Origin of the sequence: Rhodobacter aestuarii (assembly GCF_900156655.1) — a bacterium.
Classification (GTDB): domain Bacteria; phylum Pseudomonadota; class Alphaproteobacteria; order Rhodobacterales; family Rhodobacteraceae; genus Rhodobacter; species Rhodobacter aestuarii.
Genome location: NZ_FTOG01000003.1, coordinates 239,758 through 255,411 on the forward strand (window position 1 = coordinate 239,758; position 15,654 = coordinate 255,411).

General features: G+C 61.1%; 12 protein-coding genes and 1 tRNA gene. 7 read left to right on the plus strand and 6 right to left on the minus strand.

The window, feature by feature from the left end; translation table 11 throughout:
- Window positions 1-76: 76 nt before the first annotated feature.
- From BW967_RS06200 to BW967_RS06215, 4 genes are all read right to left on the minus strand, one after another.
- Window positions 77-1,180 (minus strand): ABC transporter ATP-binding protein, encoded by a 1,104-nt coding sequence (locus BW967_RS06200; RefSeq protein WP_076484182.1) that lies wholly within the window; start codon window positions 1,178-1,180, stop codon window positions 77-79.
- Between the two features lie 93 nt (window positions 1,181-1,273).
- The gene (locus tag BW967_RS06205; RefSeq protein ID WP_076484183.1) at window positions 1,274-4,888 is read right to left on the minus strand and encodes a Hint domain-containing protein; all 3,615 of its coding nucleotides are present in this window, start codon (window positions 4,886-4,888) and stop codon (window positions 1,274-1,276) included.
- 266 nt (window positions 4,889-5,154) lie between these two features.
- Window positions 5,155-5,241, minus strand: a tRNA-Leu gene (locus BW967_RS06210).
- A gap of 184 nt (window positions 5,242-5,425) precedes the next feature.
- The gene (locus BW967_RS06215) at window positions 5,426-7,252 is read right to left on the minus strand and encodes a peptidoglycan-binding domain-containing protein (RefSeq protein ID WP_076484184.1); all 1,827 of its coding nucleotides are present in this window, start codon (window positions 7,250-7,252) and stop codon (window positions 5,426-5,428) included.
- Between the two features lie 139 nt (window positions 7,253-7,391).
- Between BW967_RS06215 and lipB the strand changes: the two genes are divergently transcribed.
- From lipB to BW967_RS06240, 4 genes are all read left to right on the plus strand, one after another.
- Window positions 7,392-8,069, plus strand: a complete 678-nt coding sequence (gene lipB, locus BW967_RS06220; RefSeq protein WP_076484185.1) for a lipoyl(octanoyl) transferase LipB — start codon at window positions 7,392-7,394, stop codon at window positions 8,067-8,069.
- A 283-nt stretch (window positions 8,070-8,352) separates the two neighbouring features.
- Window positions 8,353-8,769, plus strand: a complete 417-nt coding sequence (locus BW967_RS06225; protein ID WP_076484186.1) for a c-type cytochrome — start codon at window positions 8,353-8,355, stop codon at window positions 8,767-8,769.
- A 322-nt stretch (window positions 8,770-9,091) separates the two neighbouring features.
- Window positions 9,092-9,532 (plus strand): YeeE/YedE family protein, encoded by a 441-nt coding sequence (locus tag BW967_RS06235; protein WP_076484188.1) that lies wholly within the window; start codon window positions 9,092-9,094, stop codon window positions 9,530-9,532.
- The gene (locus BW967_RS06240; RefSeq protein ID WP_076484189.1) at window positions 9,532-9,963 is read left to right on the plus strand and encodes a DUF6691 family protein; all 432 of its coding nucleotides are present in this window, start codon (window positions 9,532-9,534) and stop codon (window positions 9,961-9,963) included. Before BW967_RS06235 ends, BW967_RS06240 begins: the two co-directional genes overlap by 1 nt.
- On the opposite strand, the gene BW967_RS06245 is transcribed toward BW967_RS06240, so the two are convergent.
- Window positions 9,964-10,416 carry a GatB/YqeY domain-containing protein gene (locus BW967_RS06245; RefSeq protein ID WP_076484190.1) on the minus strand — a complete coding sequence of 151 codons (453 nt, stop codon included), beginning with the start codon at window positions 10,414-10,416 and terminating at the stop codon, window positions 9,964-9,966.
- A gap of 169 nt (window positions 10,417-10,585) precedes the next feature.
- Here BW967_RS06245 and carA point away from each other — a divergent pair, with 169 nt between their 5' ends.
- The gene (carA, locus tag BW967_RS06250) at window positions 10,586-11,752 is read left to right on the plus strand and encodes a glutamine-hydrolyzing carbamoyl-phosphate synthase small subunit (RefSeq protein ID WP_076484191.1); all 1,167 of its coding nucleotides are present in this window, start codon (window positions 10,586-10,588) and stop codon (window positions 11,750-11,752) included.
- A 193-nt stretch (window positions 11,753-11,945) separates the two neighbouring features.
- Complete coding sequence (locus tag BW967_RS06255) at window positions 11,946-14,024, plus strand: glycosyltransferase (protein ID WP_083951994.1); 2,079 nt, start codon at window positions 11,946-11,948, stop codon at window positions 14,022-14,024.
- An 18-nt stretch (window positions 14,025-14,042) separates the two neighbouring features.
- On the opposite strand, the gene BW967_RS06260 is transcribed toward BW967_RS06255, so the two are convergent.
- Window positions 14,043-14,678: a GntR family transcriptional regulator gene (locus BW967_RS06260; RefSeq protein WP_076484192.1), complete on the minus strand. Its 636-nt coding sequence runs from the start codon at window positions 14,676-14,678 to the stop codon at window positions 14,043-14,045.
- A gap of 157 nt (window positions 14,679-14,835) precedes the next feature.
- Between BW967_RS06260 and BW967_RS06265 the strand changes: the two genes are divergently transcribed.
- Window positions 14,836-15,495: a pyrimidine 5'-nucleotidase gene (locus BW967_RS06265; protein ID WP_076484193.1), complete on the plus strand. Its 660-nt coding sequence runs from the start codon at window positions 14,836-14,838 to the stop codon at window positions 15,493-15,495.
- Window positions 15,496-15,654 lie beyond the last annotated feature (159 nt).

The following is a 15,654-nucleotide window of genomic DNA, read 5'->3' on the forward strand; positions in this document are numbered from 1 at the left end:
TGTTTCCCCGCTTTGCAGCCGATGCGGCGGGGCCGCCGCATCGCATGGATGGTTTCTCTGTCCCTATCTTCTATTCTTACATCGGATCGAGTGCGCGCGCATCGGCCGGGTGCCAACCGATTTGCAGTTTTTCGCCGGGGCGCAATTTGGTTTGCCCAAGCGTGTTACGCGATTTCATCACGAATTCTTCGCTGCCTGCAACCTTCATCCGGGTGCGGAAGATGTCGCCCATATAGATCACTTCGAGCACTTCGGCGTTAATCATATGCGCGCCTTCGGGCATCATCTCGGGCTTGAACTCGACACGCTCGGGACGGATCGACACGAGCGTTTTTTGCCCTTTGTGACGAATGTTCACCGGCGTGGCGTCGATCAGTTCGCCCGTCTCCAGACGCACAAGACAGGTTTCGTCGGTCAGTTCTTCAACGGTGCCGGGGAGCTTGTTGTTTTCACCGATGAATTGCGCGACGAAGCTGTTTTTGGGGCGTTCATAAAGCTCATCCGGCGGCGCAAGCTGCTGGATACGGCCATCGTTGAACACCGCGACGCGGTCCGACATCGTCAGCGCCTCGCCTTGGTCGTGAGTCACGTAAACCACAGTAATCCCAAGCGTTTCATGCAGGTGCTTGATCTCGAACTGCATATGTTCGCGCAGCTGTTTATCCAGCGCGCCGAGCGGTTCGTCCATCAGCACGAGGCTCGGGTCGAACACCAGCGCGCGGGCGAGTGCGATCCGCTGTTGCTGGCCGCCCGAAAGCTGGGCCGGGCGACGGTTGGCAAAAGCCCCCATCTGCACCATGTCCAGCGCGCGCATCACTTTGACTTCGCGCTCAGACTTGCCCATGCCACGCACTTCCAGCGGGAAGGCAAGGTTTTCGGCAACCGTCATATGCGGGAAAAGGGCATAGTTTTGGAACACCATGCCAATGCCACGCTTATGGGGCGGCATTTCGTTGATATTGGTTCCATCGAGCAAGATGCGCCCGTGCGTCGCCGTTTCAAACCCAGCCAGCATCATCAGGCAGGTTGTCTTGCCAGACCCCGAGGGGCCAAGCATCGTCAGGAATTCACCCTTGGCGATTGACAGGTTCAGGTCTTTCACGACCAGCGTTTCGCCGTCGTAGCTCTTCTGGACATGGTCAAATACGACGAAACCTTCGTCGGTCGGTGCAGCAGTCAATGCGGGCTCCCCGTGATTTTTGTGGTTCGTTTGCTCCCGTGGCGGCAACTAAAACAGCCACTTTTGAATAATTCAACAGTCATTTCCGACAGATCACAAAGCGCGGGCAGACGCGACCGGTTCGGTTACAAAACCGTCAAAATCCGCCATCTTGCAGGTAATGCGCGACCAGTTCGCGCAGACCAAACGATCAATTTGACGGCGTTTTAAAAACCTTGCTGCAGGCGCGGAATAGACCTTTTCGACAGGTTCCCCCGCCCAAACGACCCGTGCGAGCCGTGGCAATGCGCGAATCAGTCGCATCCTTGCGGCTTGGTCAAGCCCTTTGAGCCCCTGTTTGCCCGGCCAGAAGCTCTCCACCCAAAGCCCTTCCGCAGAGATCAGCGCATGATGCGGCAAGAGCAGGTGGTGATAGCTCACCCCCTCGTCATGCCGCACCACCCCGCGCATTTGCCGCGCCCCGCCCCATCCGCACGCCGCCATATGACCCGCACGGGCGAGCGCCCCATCGGGCCCTTCGGGCACATAAACCCCATGCAACGCCGAAAGCCGGACCGGTCGGGCATTGCCCAACCGCCCGGCTGAAATCTCAACAGGCAGCAACTTCGGGTTGTTTTGCATTGTTTTTGGGCAAACATGCCGTTTTCCCGCCCAAAGCACAGGCATAGGCGGACCGGCGCGCGTATTGACGAGATCACCCGGCTTCAAAAGCTCCACAGGCACCATTCCTCCCGGCGTCGCAACCCGCGTGCCCGCAACGAGACAAGGAATGCCCATCGCATGCAACACCGGCGCCGAGGACACACTTGCCGGAGAGACCCCCAAAAGCGTGACCGTGGTGCCATCCGGGAAGCCCAGCACCGCATTGCCCGAACCGTCATCGCTAACCGTCACGTCCCAGGTGTTCACCGGGTTGGCGCTAAGGTCTTGCAGCGCGCTGACATCAAGCTGGTCAGTGGTGAGCCCCCCCACCACGCTCATGTCGAAATCGGCGATGAAATCGGCCCCGTCGCCATCGGAGAAGACGTAGGTATCCGCTCCCGCCCCGCCGGTGAGCGTGTCTGACCCCGTGCCGCCGATCAGCGTGTCATCGCCATCATCACCATAAAGCGCATCGTCATCGGCCCCGCCCCAGATCAGGTCATTGCCGGCGCCGCCAGAAATCGTGTCATTGCCCGCATCGCCCGACAGCGTCTCGGCATCGCTGCCGCCGGTGATGCTGTCATTGCCATCCCCGCCCGAAATTTCGTTGGCCCCGGCCCCGGCAACGATGGTGTCGGCCCCGCTACCGCCATCCACCGTGTCATTGCCGTCCCCAGTCGAGATGCTGTCATCCCCCGATCCGCCAAGGATCGAGTTCGCCCCCTGCCCCGCCTGGATCGTGTCATTGCCATCGCCGCCATCCAGCGTATCGGCACCCGTCGTCGTCGAACCGATCAGAAGGTCATCGCCCACCCCGCCCGACATGTCATTTGACCCAGAGCCCGCGACAAGCGTGTCATTCCCATCGCCGCCTGAGAGCGTGGTGTTGCCGGTGCCGCCATGGATCGAGTCATCCCCCGCTCCACCATCAACCACATCATTGCCGCTGACTGTCAGGATCGTGTCATTGCCATCGCCACCGGTAACGGTATCGGCGCCGGAGCCGGTGGAAATGGAGTCGCCGAAATCGGAACCGATGATGACATCGCTACCGCCCCCGGCATCGACATCAACACCGTCCAAGGCGCTGCTGGCATCGAAACTATCGGCAAGATCGGTGCCGACGACCTTTTCGATCTCCCAGAAGTAATGGACGGTCGGATCGCCATCATAGGTGATCGTGCCGGTTTCCCATCCGGTCCAAGTGACCGTCGCCCCCGCCCCCGACAGAATGATCGTGTCGCTATCGGTACCGCCCTCACCGCCGTAAATCGAGGTGGCACCATCCCCAAAGTTGAGCAGGAAGGTGTCAGCATCGTCGTCGCCATGAAGCTCATTCAGCCCGGTGCCACCGGTCAGCGTGTCATCGCCTGCCGCGCCATGCAGCGTGTCATTGCCCGCGCCGCCATCAACATAGTCATCGCCCGTATTGGCCCAGACCGAGTCGTCGCCATCGCCGCCGTAGATCGTGTCATTGCCGTCGCCGCCGTCGATCGTGTCATTGCCGGCATCGCCATAGATCAGGTCGTCGCCCGCTTCGCCATGCAACTGGTCGTCGCCGGCACCGCCGTAAATCGTGTCGGAGCCGCCGCCTGTAAAAACGGTGTCATTGCCGGTGCCTGCATCGACATAGTTTGCATAGGTCTCGGCGCGCACGCCGCTTAGGTCATCAATGTAATCGTTGCCGTCGCCACCATAGACGGTGTCATTGCCGAGCCCCGAATAGATCGTGTCGTCGCCAGTGCCACCCAGAATGAGATCATGGCTCGAACCGCCGACGATACTGTCATTGCCAGCCGCACCATCAAGCGTTAGGCCCGAGCTATCTGCCGAGGCATTGATCGTATCCCCGAGGCTGGAGCCGTAGATTGCCTCGATGTCATAGAAGGTGATCGTGTTTGAGCCTTGGGTGACGTTGCCGTCTTCCGACCCGGAATAGATGACCGAAACGCCCGCCACACCGCTGAAATAGCTGAAATCGAGCGTATCGTAATCCGACCCGCCCGCCGTGGTGGTGTTGCCCCCGTAAACGGTGTCATGGCCCCAGTTCGCCTCGAAATAGAACCGGTCGGCATCGGCATCGCCATAGAGCACGTCATCGCCGTAATCCCCGGCCATACTGTCGGCGCCGTCGCCGCCACGGACCGTATCGTTCGCGTCGCCCGCAATAATGACATCTGCGCCCGCGCCGCCGTCGATGCTGTCGGCGCCCCCGCCCCCCTCGATCCAGTCATTGCCAGTGCCGCCAAGAAGCGTGTCATTGCCGTCTTCGCCAAAAATCGTATCGTTGTCGGCGCCGCCATCGACATAATCATTGCCATGCCCGGAATAGATCGTGTCATTGCCCGCATCGCCATAGATCGTGTCGTTCCAGACATAACCGGTCGAGCCCGCATAATCGTCGATGTAGTCATTGCCATCGCCACCGTGGACCTCATCGCCGCCGGTGCCATATTCGATGCTGTCATTGCCCGCGCCGCCGTCGATCGTATCGGAGCCCGCGCCGGTGTTGATCGTATCGTTCCCCGCGCGCGCAAGGATCGAGTCGTTGTAATCTCCGCCTTGGATGTTGTTCGCGGCACCTGGGTCAAAGCTCATCGAGGCGAGCGAGGTATAGGTAGGACCATCGGTTACGTCAGGCGTCGCCGTCACATGGTAAGTAACGCCCGGCACCAGCGGGGCCGAAGTAATCTCCCCCACGACCGTGCCGTTGATCTCGAGCACATACATGGTGATGGTGGAGCCATCGGGGGCGGTAAATTCCGCGGCCCATTCGGCATAGACTTGGCCGGAAAAAAGCTGTGTGCCGGTCGCATCATAGACCGTGGCATTTTGAGTGGAGTCGTTGCCAACCTCGTTGTTGAGATTGTCCCCCTCAAGATTGGTGCCGTCATCCTCGATGACAAAGGTGCGGCGAGACGTGTCATAATCCCACGTCGGGTCAATCATGAAGTTCGACCCGGTCGCGAGCGTAGAGCCGCCTCCCTCGATCAGGATCTGCGCCCCATAAAAGCCCTGTATCGTGTAGGTCGCCAAGTCGCCTGCCCCAAGTCCATCGCGCCGCATGCGCGGAGTCACCCACGGGAAGGATCGGATGAGACGGTAAAGGCCGGGTTAATTTCCACAGGCCGAGGTTTGCCATTTAAGGACGAATCCAAGGCAATTCAGAAACGATCTGGTCACGAAAGGTCAGCCAACGGCCAGAAAAGGAAACAGTGCCCGTGCTTTTGGCGGAAACGGCGCACAGGCGCAGCGGGCCGAGCGAAAGACAAGGCCCGAAGCAAAAGACAAGGCCCGGGGCTTGCGCTCCGGGCCTATGGCCATCCGGCCAGTGGTGCGGTTGAAAAGACTCGAACTTTCACGGGAGTTACCCCACAGCGACCTCAACGCTGCGCGTCTACCAATTCCGCCACAACCGCACGTTCTGGCTTGGTGAGGGGCATTTAGCCGAGCCCGTCAGGAATGAAAAGCCCCATTTTGCCGCTTTGAACAATTCTGGCGAAAAAATTTTCAACGGCGGGAAAGTTGCGCCCGCCCCAAAAGCCTGGCGCCAAAAGCAAAGGGGCGCCGAAGCGCCCCTCGCACGTCCTTCAAAGCCCTCTATCAGGGCTGCGCGGGCAGTTTCGAGCTGCCTTCGGCCACGAAGTTGGCCGCGCCCGCCGCGAAGCTTGCCAGCCCCGCGATCCCGCCCGAGGCCGATTTCGTCGAAATCGTGCCGCTCGGGGCAGAGGCCGGAATCGCCGGCGCGGTGGGCGCAACGCTCGGCGCCGCGGTCACCGGGATCGGCAGCACCGGAATCGCGCTCGCACGGCCATTCAACGCCATCGAGGCTTTCTTGATCAGGCTCGCACGGTCGCCTTGCTCGGGCAGGAAGACCGGGGTTTGGCCGACCGAAAGCGCATTGGCGCCAAGCTCATACCATTCAAGCGCCAGATCGGGATGCGCAGCCATGCCCACGCCCGAAGTCAGGTGGTGGCCAAGCATTTCAGCATAGACCATCTGGCCCGCACCGGTCAGCACCAGCGCCGAAGCAATCGCCATCTCGGGCTCGTCCAAGCCATAGCCCATCGACAGGCAAACCTTCGATGTCGAGATCAGCTGATCTTCCGCCATGCCCGATTGCCCGATCCAGCTTTGGATCGACGAGACCACATCATCACGCGGGGTGGTGCCCAGCTTGGCGACCTGATCTTTCAGCGCCGCGCTGAAGCCACGGCATTGATCGGCGATCTGCTCGGGCGTGAAGCCTTGGATCTGGCCCGCCAGCACCTCGCCATCGGCCTTGGCCGCGGCAGAAACGGCGCAGAACTGTTCGCCTAACGCCAGTGCCGGATCGGACATCGCGGCAACCGTTTGCGGGCGGCCATTGGCACCCGATTTTGCCTTCACGCCAGAGCAATAGCTGACCAGCGTCACCTTCGGCGGCGCCATGGCCGAGCCAAAGTTCGGCATCACCGGAGCGGGCGCAGGGGTGGTCGCTGCGGCGAAGCTCGGCATCGGCGGAGCCGCCGGCGCAGTCGGCTGCGCGGCCATCATCGTGTTGGGAAGCGCAGCCCCCGGGCTCGGCATCGGCAAGGCCGGGTTCGCCGCCATCGTGCCACCGCCCTTCACCTCACACAGGCCATGACGGCAGGTGAAGGAGGCGGGCGTCGCCCCTGCAACTTGGAAGTCGTTGCGCTGATAGCCCTGCGGCGTCGAGGCAAAGACCCGCACCGTGCAGGCCGGACCGTTGCACCAGAAGCCCGAGCCGGTGACTGAAGTGTCGATCATATAATCGGTGCGCCCATCGGCGTTCATATCGGCCAGTTGCACGAAGCCCGCGCGTTGCAGCAGTTGATCGGGCTCGACATTGGTGTTGCGCGCAATCTCAAACACCGCTTCCGAGACTTCCGGCGGCAGCCCCCCGATGGTGCCGCCCGAATAGCCCGCATAGCCGGTGTTGGCGCCGCCGCCCATCATCTCGTCACGCTGGGCAAGCAGCATACCGCGCACACCTTGGGGGCTGCGCGCGATGATGTTTTGCACCTGCGGCCCGCCCAATTGGGCGCGGTTATAGGCGGTCACGAGGATGTTGCGTTCCATCTCGGTCAATTGCCCAGTGGCCGGATAGCCCAGAAGCACCTGATATTGCGAAATCGCAGACCGCGATTTACTGCCCAGCACACCATCGGCGGTTCCGACCGGATAGCCAAAATAGTTGAGCGAGTTTTGCACTTCGCGGTTTTGTTCGCGCTGCGCGGAAGACATGGTGGAGCGGCGTGTCGTGGTGCGGCGCGTCGTGTGCGAGCGGTTCGCTTCATTGACAATGGCCGCCCCGATCATCCCGCCGATCAGGCCACCGACCACATCGCCCCCGCCCGCGAGAACCGGTGCCCCGGTCAACCCAACACTCAAGGCCACGATGCTCGTGAGAATATGACGCGATTTCATGCTTTCCTCCAATTCCGGGGCCTAGCCCCTGTGCGGCCCCATGGCACCGCAGCTGATAAAACCTTTGTGAGTGTTCGCCCGAATCGGGCTTGTGGCAAGATTTTTGTGTGCTTAACACCCAAAAGGACAGGAGGCGGCCATGCCCGAATGGATAAAATCCGATACGCCCGTGGGCTATGCTGAGGCTTTAGCCTTTATGGAGGCCCGCGTCGCCGCCATTGCGGCAGGCGAGGCAGATGAAGCGATCTGGCTTTTGGAACATCCGCCGCTTTACACAGCAGGCACCTCGGCCAAGCGCGAGGATTTGGTCGATCCGGATCGGTTCCCGGTCTATGAGGCCGGGCGCGGTGGGCAATATACCTATCACGGGCCGGGACAGCGCATCATCTATGTGATGCTTGACCTCAACAAACGCGGCCGCGATGTGCGCTGTTTCGTGCGTGCGCTCGAAGCTTGGGTGATTGCGGCTCTGGCCGAGTTCAACGTGAGCGGCGAAATTCGCGATGGCCGCGTGGGTGTTTGGGTCAAGCGCCCTGAAAAGGGCCTGCAAGCCGATGGCAGCCCGCAAGAAGACAAGATTGCCGCGATTGGGGTGAAGCTGCGCCGCTGGGTCAGCTTTCATGGCATCTCGATCAATGTCGAGCCGGATCTGAGCCATTTTTCCGGCATTGTGCCCTGCGGCATCCGCGAACATGGCGTGACCTCGCTCGTGGATCTTGGGCTCCCTGTGACGATGGATGATCTGGATGTGGCGCTGCAGGCCACCTTTGAAACAGCCTTCAAAGCCGAATGCGCCGCCGCGCCCCCATCTGCCTGAAAGCACAGTTAAACCACCCGGCACGACGGTTGCATGACAGCGCGACGACAGAGGCGTTGACCTTCGTGATGCAATTTGAACAGATAGGACGCGCCCCGACTCTGGGGCGAAAGGAAGTATGTGTCTCAGCACCCCTCAGGTAACGAAGTTTTGTGCATACACATGGAAATGTAATAATGTGAGATGCGCGACCTTATGCCCTGTGGTAAGGGGGAAACCGGGCACAAAGACTGCCTTACGATCCCGGGCGCTCCGGGCAAGCAAACAGACCAAGGAACCAGCGATGAAGATCAGCCTCTATGCCACCCTCGCCGCGCTCGCTCTGGCCACGCCCGCGCTCGCCGAGGGCGATGTTGCCGCCGGTGAAAAAGAATTCACCAAGTGCAAAACCTGCCACTCGATCACTGCGCCCGATGGCACTGATATCGTCAAAGGCGGCAAAATCGGCCCGAACCTTTATGGCGTGATCGGCCGTCAAGCCGGCACCTACCCGGATTTCAAATACAAAGACTCGATCGTTGCTCTGGGCGAAAGCGGCTTCGTCTGGACCGAAGAAGAAATCGCCACCTACATGACCGACCCGACCAAGTTCCTCAAAGAGAAACTGGACGACAAAAAAGCCAAGTCGGGCATGACCCACAAGCAGTCGAAGAAACAAGAAGACATCGTCGCCTATCTGGCGTCTGTCGTCGCCGAGTAATCGACGCTACAGAAATGACGGGGCCCGGTCGTGCATCGACCGGGCCTTTTTCATTGCGGCACGGCGGGCGCCAAATGGGGGCCAGATTGCTGCGCGCAACGCCTTCTTAAGAATACAAATGCCGATATCCGCATAAAACAGGCGGAACGCTTTCCCGGTTTCTTCTCTGTGCGCAGACGCATCTTCGCCGCTTGCAACGCCTAGGCCCTGCGCTGTTCGCCCCGGCTGCGGCCCTGCCCCGACAGCCTTCTTATTTCCCGGATCGGCTTGTTCCTGCCCGCGGCAACTGCGATTTAAAGGGGGACGAATACGGAGCCCCCTCATGCCGCCTCTTTTCACCCAAACCCATCTGCTTGGCCTTGCTGGCGGGCTGATGATCGGCTCTGCCGCAGCGCTTTTGCTTTTGGGCAACGGTCGCATCCTTGGTGCCTCGGGCATTTTGGGGCGGTTTGCCACGCGCACCACCACTGGCGCCGACTGGCGCGATCACGCCGCCTTTGTTGCCGCGCTGGTACTGGTGCCGGGGCTTGCCGCGCTGATCTGGGGCGTGCCGCAGTTTGAAACGCTCGCGCCCTTGCCGCTCTTGGTCGTGGCGGGACTGGCCGTTGGCCTTGGCACGCGGATGGCGAATGGCTGCACCTCGGGCCACGGCGTTGTTGGTATGACGCGGTTCTCGCGCCGCTCCATCGTGGCAACGCTTGTCTCGCTCGCTGTGGGCTTTGTCACCTTCCACCTCGCCCATCATGTTTTCGGAGTGCTGTGATGACCCGCTTGATTTGGACCGCATCTGGCGCGCTGTTTGGGCTGGGCCTTTGGCTTTCGGGCATGACCGAACCGGCCCGCGTGCAAGGCTGGTTTGATGTTGCGGGCGCTTGGGACCCGACGCTCGCTTTCGTTCTCACAGGCGCGCTGATCCCGATGCTGGTTGCATGGCGCGTCGCCGCGCGGCGCAAACGCAGCTTCACCGGGGCGCCCCTACCTGCCGCTCCCGAAACGCAGATTGATGCGAAACTGGTTGGCGGCTCGGCGCTTTTTGGCTTTGGTTGGGCGCTTGCGGGCCTTTGCCCTGGCCCCGCGCTCGCCGCGCTCGGATGGTCTGGTGTGCCGGGCTTTGCCTTTAGTGCCGCGATGGTCGCGGGCATGGCACTTTGGAACCTGATCGGCGCGCGCCGCCCGCGCGCCGTGGCCGCCTAATCAGCTCAGGCGCTCTTTCACCTTCGGCCCCACGGAACCGAAATCCATCTGACCGGTATGGGCCGCTTTCAGTTCGCCCATCACCCGCCCCATGTCGCGGATCGAGGTGGCGCCCAGCTTCTCGATCGCCGCAGCAATCGCCGCTTCAACCTCTTCTGGGGTGAGTTGGCGAGGCAGGAATTCCTCGATCACAGCAATCTCGGCGAGTTCCTTCTCGGCCAATTCCAGACGCCCGCCCTCTTCATAGGCGCGTGCTGATTCTTGGCGTTGCTTCACCATTTTGCTCAGAATCGCCATGATCTCGGCATCGCCGACCGTCGCGCCCTCGCCCTCAGAGCGCAGCGCAATTTCGCGGTCTTTGATGGCTGCGTTGATCAAACGCAAGGTCGACAGCCGCGCCGCCTCCTTGGCCTTCATCGCCTCTTTGAGCGCCGATGCCAGCTTCTCGCGCATACTTGTGATCCACCCTTGATTGATCCAGCCGACACTCTAGCTTGAAGCTTTGCGCGGCACAACTGCGGCAAATTATTGATTTCATTGCATTTCATCATTTTCCCAAAAGCCTTGACGCCCTCACCGACTGCCCGTAGGTTCGGCCGGATTTTTGCCCGGGAGTCGCGCCATGCCCACTAGCCACCAGCCGTCGGAAAAACCCACCGCGCTGATCGCAACCGCTGATGGGCAGTTGTTTTACGGTCAGGGCTTCGGCGCGACCGGCGAAACGGTGGCCGAATTGGTCTTCAACACCGCGATGACGGGCTACCAAGAGATCATGACCGACCCGAGCTATGCGGGCCAAGTCGTGACCTTCACCTTCCCCCATGTCGGCAATGTCGGCGTCACCCCGGAAGATGATGAAACCAACGAGCCAGTGGCGGCAGGTCTGGTGGTCAAATGGGACCCGACTGAACCGTCGAACTGGCGCGCAGCCGAACATCTTGTTGGCTGGCTTGAAAAACGCGGCCGCATTGGTGTGGGCGCGGTAGATACCCGTCGCCTGACCCGCGCGATCCGCCAGCAAGGCGCGCCGCATGTGGCGATTGCCCATAACCCCGATGGTGTCTTTGACATTGAAGCGCTGGTGAAAAAGGCCCGCGACTGGAAAGGCCTTGTGGGCCTTGACCTCGCGAAGGAAGTCACCTGCGCGCAAAGCTACAGCTGGAACGAAATGCGTTGGGCTTGGCCGGAGGGCTACAAGACCCGCAGCGAACCCGGTTTCAAAGTCGTGGCGATTGACTACGGCGCAAAGCGCAACATCCTGCGCTGCCTTGCCTCAGCCGGTTGCGATGTGACGGTCCTGCCCGCCACCGCCACCGCCGAAGAGGTGTTGGCCCATAACCCCGAGGGCGTGTTCCTTTCAAACGGTCCGGGCGACCCGGCTGCGACCGGGGCCTATGCGGTGCCAATGATCAAGGGAGTGCTGGAGACCCAGCTTCCTGTCTTTGGAATTTGCCTTGGCCACCAAATGCTGGCGCTCGCACTTGGCGCAAAGACCATCAAGATGAACCACGGCCACCACGGCGCGAACCACCCGGTGAAAGACATCACCACCGGTAAAGTGGAAATCACCTCGATGAACCACGGTTTCGCGGTCGATGCGCAAACCCTGCCCAAAGGCGTGGCGGAAACGCATGTGAGCCTGTTCGATGGCTCGAACTGCGGCATCGCGCTGGAAGATCGTCCGGTCTTTTCGGTGCAATACCACCCCGAGGCGAGCCCCGGCCCGCAAGACAGCTACTACCTGTTCGAGCGCTTTGCCGCTGCGATGGCCGCTCGCCGCGGCGCCTAAGCCACGCCCCAGCACAGACCCAAAAGACCGGCCCCACGCCGGTCTTTTGCATTTTGGGCCCGTCGCTCACCGCAATCGCATATCCCGCCGCACCCCAAAGAATAGCGCGCTACCCTTTCGAATTAACGAAGCCTTAACCAAAGGTTTGGTATCCCTAAGGAATGGTTAATCGCCTAGCAGCGAAAGGGACAAGATGGCCGAGCGGGCGATCATACCTGTCGATTTTGGCTCAACGGCGCGTCGGGCGGCTGTGCGTGAAAAACTCGAAGCTGGGCGCAGCGCCGCAGATACGCCCGATCAGCTTTCGAGCTTATCCGCAAAAGGCGACACACAAAAGCCCCCGTCGCCCCGCCCCACGGCAGACCGCGCTCCACTTGGGCAGATCTTGCTGGAAATGGGTGCCGTTGCGCCGGGGGATCTGCTCAAGGCCATCGCGATGCGCGCACGGCAGGATGTTCGGTTGGGGGATATTTTGCTGAGCCACGGCTGGGTAGAGGAAGCCGCGCTCATGGCCGCGCTCTCACGGCAATGGCGCACCTCCGTCGTAGACCTATTCGCGCAACCGCCCGACCCGCGCCTGATCGACATCGTCGGCCCGGAACTGTGCCTCCGCGAGCGGATGGTGCCGTGGTGCAAGATCGGCGGCGTGACGCTGATTGCAACCGCGCGGCCCGAAGATTTTACCGCCCTGCGCGCGCGATTGCCCCACCGGCTTGGCCCGTTTCGAATGGTGCTCGCGCCCGAGGCCGATGTGCACAAAGCGCTTTTGGCACGGCGGCAAACTGCCCTGATCCGGCGCGCGGAAACCAAGGTGGAGCCGACGCAAAGCTGCCGCGCCCATAACGAAGCGCGCGCCGCAAGGCTGGCCCTTGGGGCGCTTGTCGCACTCGCACTAGGGCTGATGGTGATGCCCATAGGCGTCTTCGGGCTTTTGTTCCTTTGGGCGATCATGACGCTCTTTGCGACAACCGGCCTAAAACTCGCGGCGTTTCTAGCGCATTGGCGTGCTACCCGCAGGTCATCAGCCCCGCAAACAACACGCCCGCCGCATCGGCTGCCGATGATCTCGATCATGGTGCCGCTGTTTCAAGAACGCGATATCGCACCCCGGCTGATTGCAAGACTTGCGCGGCTGCACTATCCGCGCGAATTGCTTGATATCGTGCTGGTGGTCGAGGAAAGCGACAAGACCACCGCCGAGGCGCTACGCGATGTGCGGTTGCCGCGTTGGATACGGATTGTGACTGTGCCCAACGGGCCGATCCGCACCAAGCCACGCGCGCTCAATTACGCGCTGAACTTCTGCCGCGGCAGCGTGGTCGGCGTTTATGACGCGGAGGATATGCCCGAGCCCAAGCAACTGCATATCGTTGCGCGCCACTTTGCGGAGACCGGGCCGGAAGTGGCCTGCCTGCAAGGCCAGTTGGACTACTACAACCCGCAAACGAACTGGCTCGCGCGCTGTTTCACCATTGAATATGCGGCATGGTTTCGGGTGTTTCTGCCGGGGTTGGCACGGCTTGGCCTTGTTGTCCCCTTGGGCGGCACCACGCTTTTCTTTCGTCGTGAGGCGTTGGAAAAGCTGGGAGGATGGGATGCGCATAACGTCACCGAAGACGCCGATCTGGGCATTCGGCTCGCGCGCCATGGCTACCGCACCGAGTTGATCCCCACCGTCACCCATGAAGAAGCGAATTGCCGCCCCCTGCCTTGGGTCAAGCAACGCTCCCGCTGGCTTAAGGGCTATGCGATGACTTGGGCCGTGCATATGCGCAATCCGCGCCAGCTTTGGCGCGACCTAGGGACAAAGCGCTTCATCGGCCTGCAAATCCTTATTCTTGGATCACTCTCGCAATATCTGTTGGCGCCGCTCTTGTGGAGCTGCTGGGCAATTCTGTTTGGCTTTTGGCACCCGGTCGCGGCGCTCCTCTCACCGGAGCTTGAGACGCTCTTGCTCTTCGCCTTCGTGATGACGGAGTTGATCAATATCGGGGTGGGCGCTTGGGCGGTGCGTGGGGGGACGCACCGCCCATTGGTAAAATGGGTTCCCACGCTCCAGTTTTATTTCGCACTTGGTGCCATCGCGGCATGGAAAGCGCTTTATGAGGTGATCACCCGGCCCTTTTACTGGGACAAGACGGCCCATGGCCTGTTTGACGGGCTGCGCCACATGTCGGCTCCGGGACTTCGCTCGCCCCTTGTGGCAGAAGTCGCCACACTCAACACGCCACCCGAACCGGTGCGCGTCGCGCGCGCCCCGCTCATTGACTAAGGCTTAGGGGACTATGGCTTAGGGGTGCTCGCCGCGGCTCTCTGCATCCAGCTTGAGGCGCGTTTCAAACGCTTGCGAGATATGCGCTCGCAACGCCATAGCGGCGGCATCTTCATCGCCTGCACCAATCGCATCGACAATCGCTTGATGCTCATCAAGCGCACGCGTCCCGCGCCCCTCGGCGGCCAGCGAGGTGGTGGCCAAAAGCGCCATGGAACGATGCACAAGGTCCAATTGCTGCACCAGATAGCGGTTGTGCGAGGCAAGATGCAGTTGCCGGTGGAAGCGTTTGTTCGCTCGCGCCAGCGCCACCGGGTCATTGAGCTGCCCGCGGTCCATATCGATCATTTCTTGCAGCACGCGAATTTCTTCGGGCGCGGCGTGTTTGGCCGCCAAGCGCGCGGCCAAGGCCTCAAGCTCGGCGCGCACCACGTAAAGCTCAGCCAGTTGATTATGATCAAGCGAGGCCACAATCAGTGAACGGCCATCGCGCGCCAGCATCGCCTGCGTTTCCAGCCGTTGCATTGCCTCACGCACCGGGGTACGGGACACGCCAAAGCGCTCGGCCAGTTCAGATTCAACAAGCCGGTCGCCGGGCCGATAGAGCCCCGCGTCGATCGCTTCGAGAATGAGCGTGTAAGCATCCTTCTGCATTGGATCTTTGGCCTTTCGCTGCTGGCCCCATTGTATGCCGCAGTATGCGGAAAGTCGAGGCGCCGACAACTTAGGCGTTGCGCCGCCCCGTGACAACCCGCCACAGTCGCAAATTCTGCCCATTGCGTCGCATCGCTTGCGCAATTAGCTTCGCGCCATGCTTGCAGATGCTTTTTCCCATGTCGCGCACTGGGTGTTCGACCTCGACAACACGCTCTACCCGCCCTCGGCGCGGCTGTTTGACCAAATCGAACGGCGGATGACCGATTTTGTGGCCCGCACGCTTGAGGTGCCCCAAGAAGAGGCGAACCACCTGCGCGACCATTACTGGCAACTTTACGGCACCACGCTCGCCGGTTTGATGCATGAACATGGGCTGGAACCCGGCCCCTATCTTGATGAAGTGCATGACATCGACTTTGACGTGCTAGAACCCGACCCGGATTTGCGCGCCGCCATCGCCGCGCTGCCCGGCCACAAGATCGTCTTCACCAATGGCTCGGCTCCCTATGCCGAGCAGGTGCTCAAAGCCCGCGGGCTGGCAGGCCTGTTTGATGGGATCTTTGGCGTTGAACATGCCGATTATCACCCCAAACCGCAACCTGAGGCCTTTGCTGCTGTCTTTGCGAAGGCGGGTGTGGTTCCTAACCGTGCCGCGATGTTTGAAGATGATCCGCGCAACCTTGCTGTGCCGCACGGGCTTGGCATGCGCACGGTCCATGTTGCGCCGAGCCCGGCCCCCGCGCCGCATATCGAGCATCACACTGCCGATTTGCCAAAATTTTTGAAAGCCTTGCGCGCGCAGCGGCACCGCTAAGCAGCTTGCGCGTCGCTTTTCAGCCCGCTCAAGCGAACACAATGCCGTGCAGATTAAAATAATTCTAACCACAACCTCCGCGACAACTTGACGCGAATCTCCCTTTGCGCGTATGCAAACGCATACCGCCGTCAGGGAGACGGCGAAGGGAGACTTGCC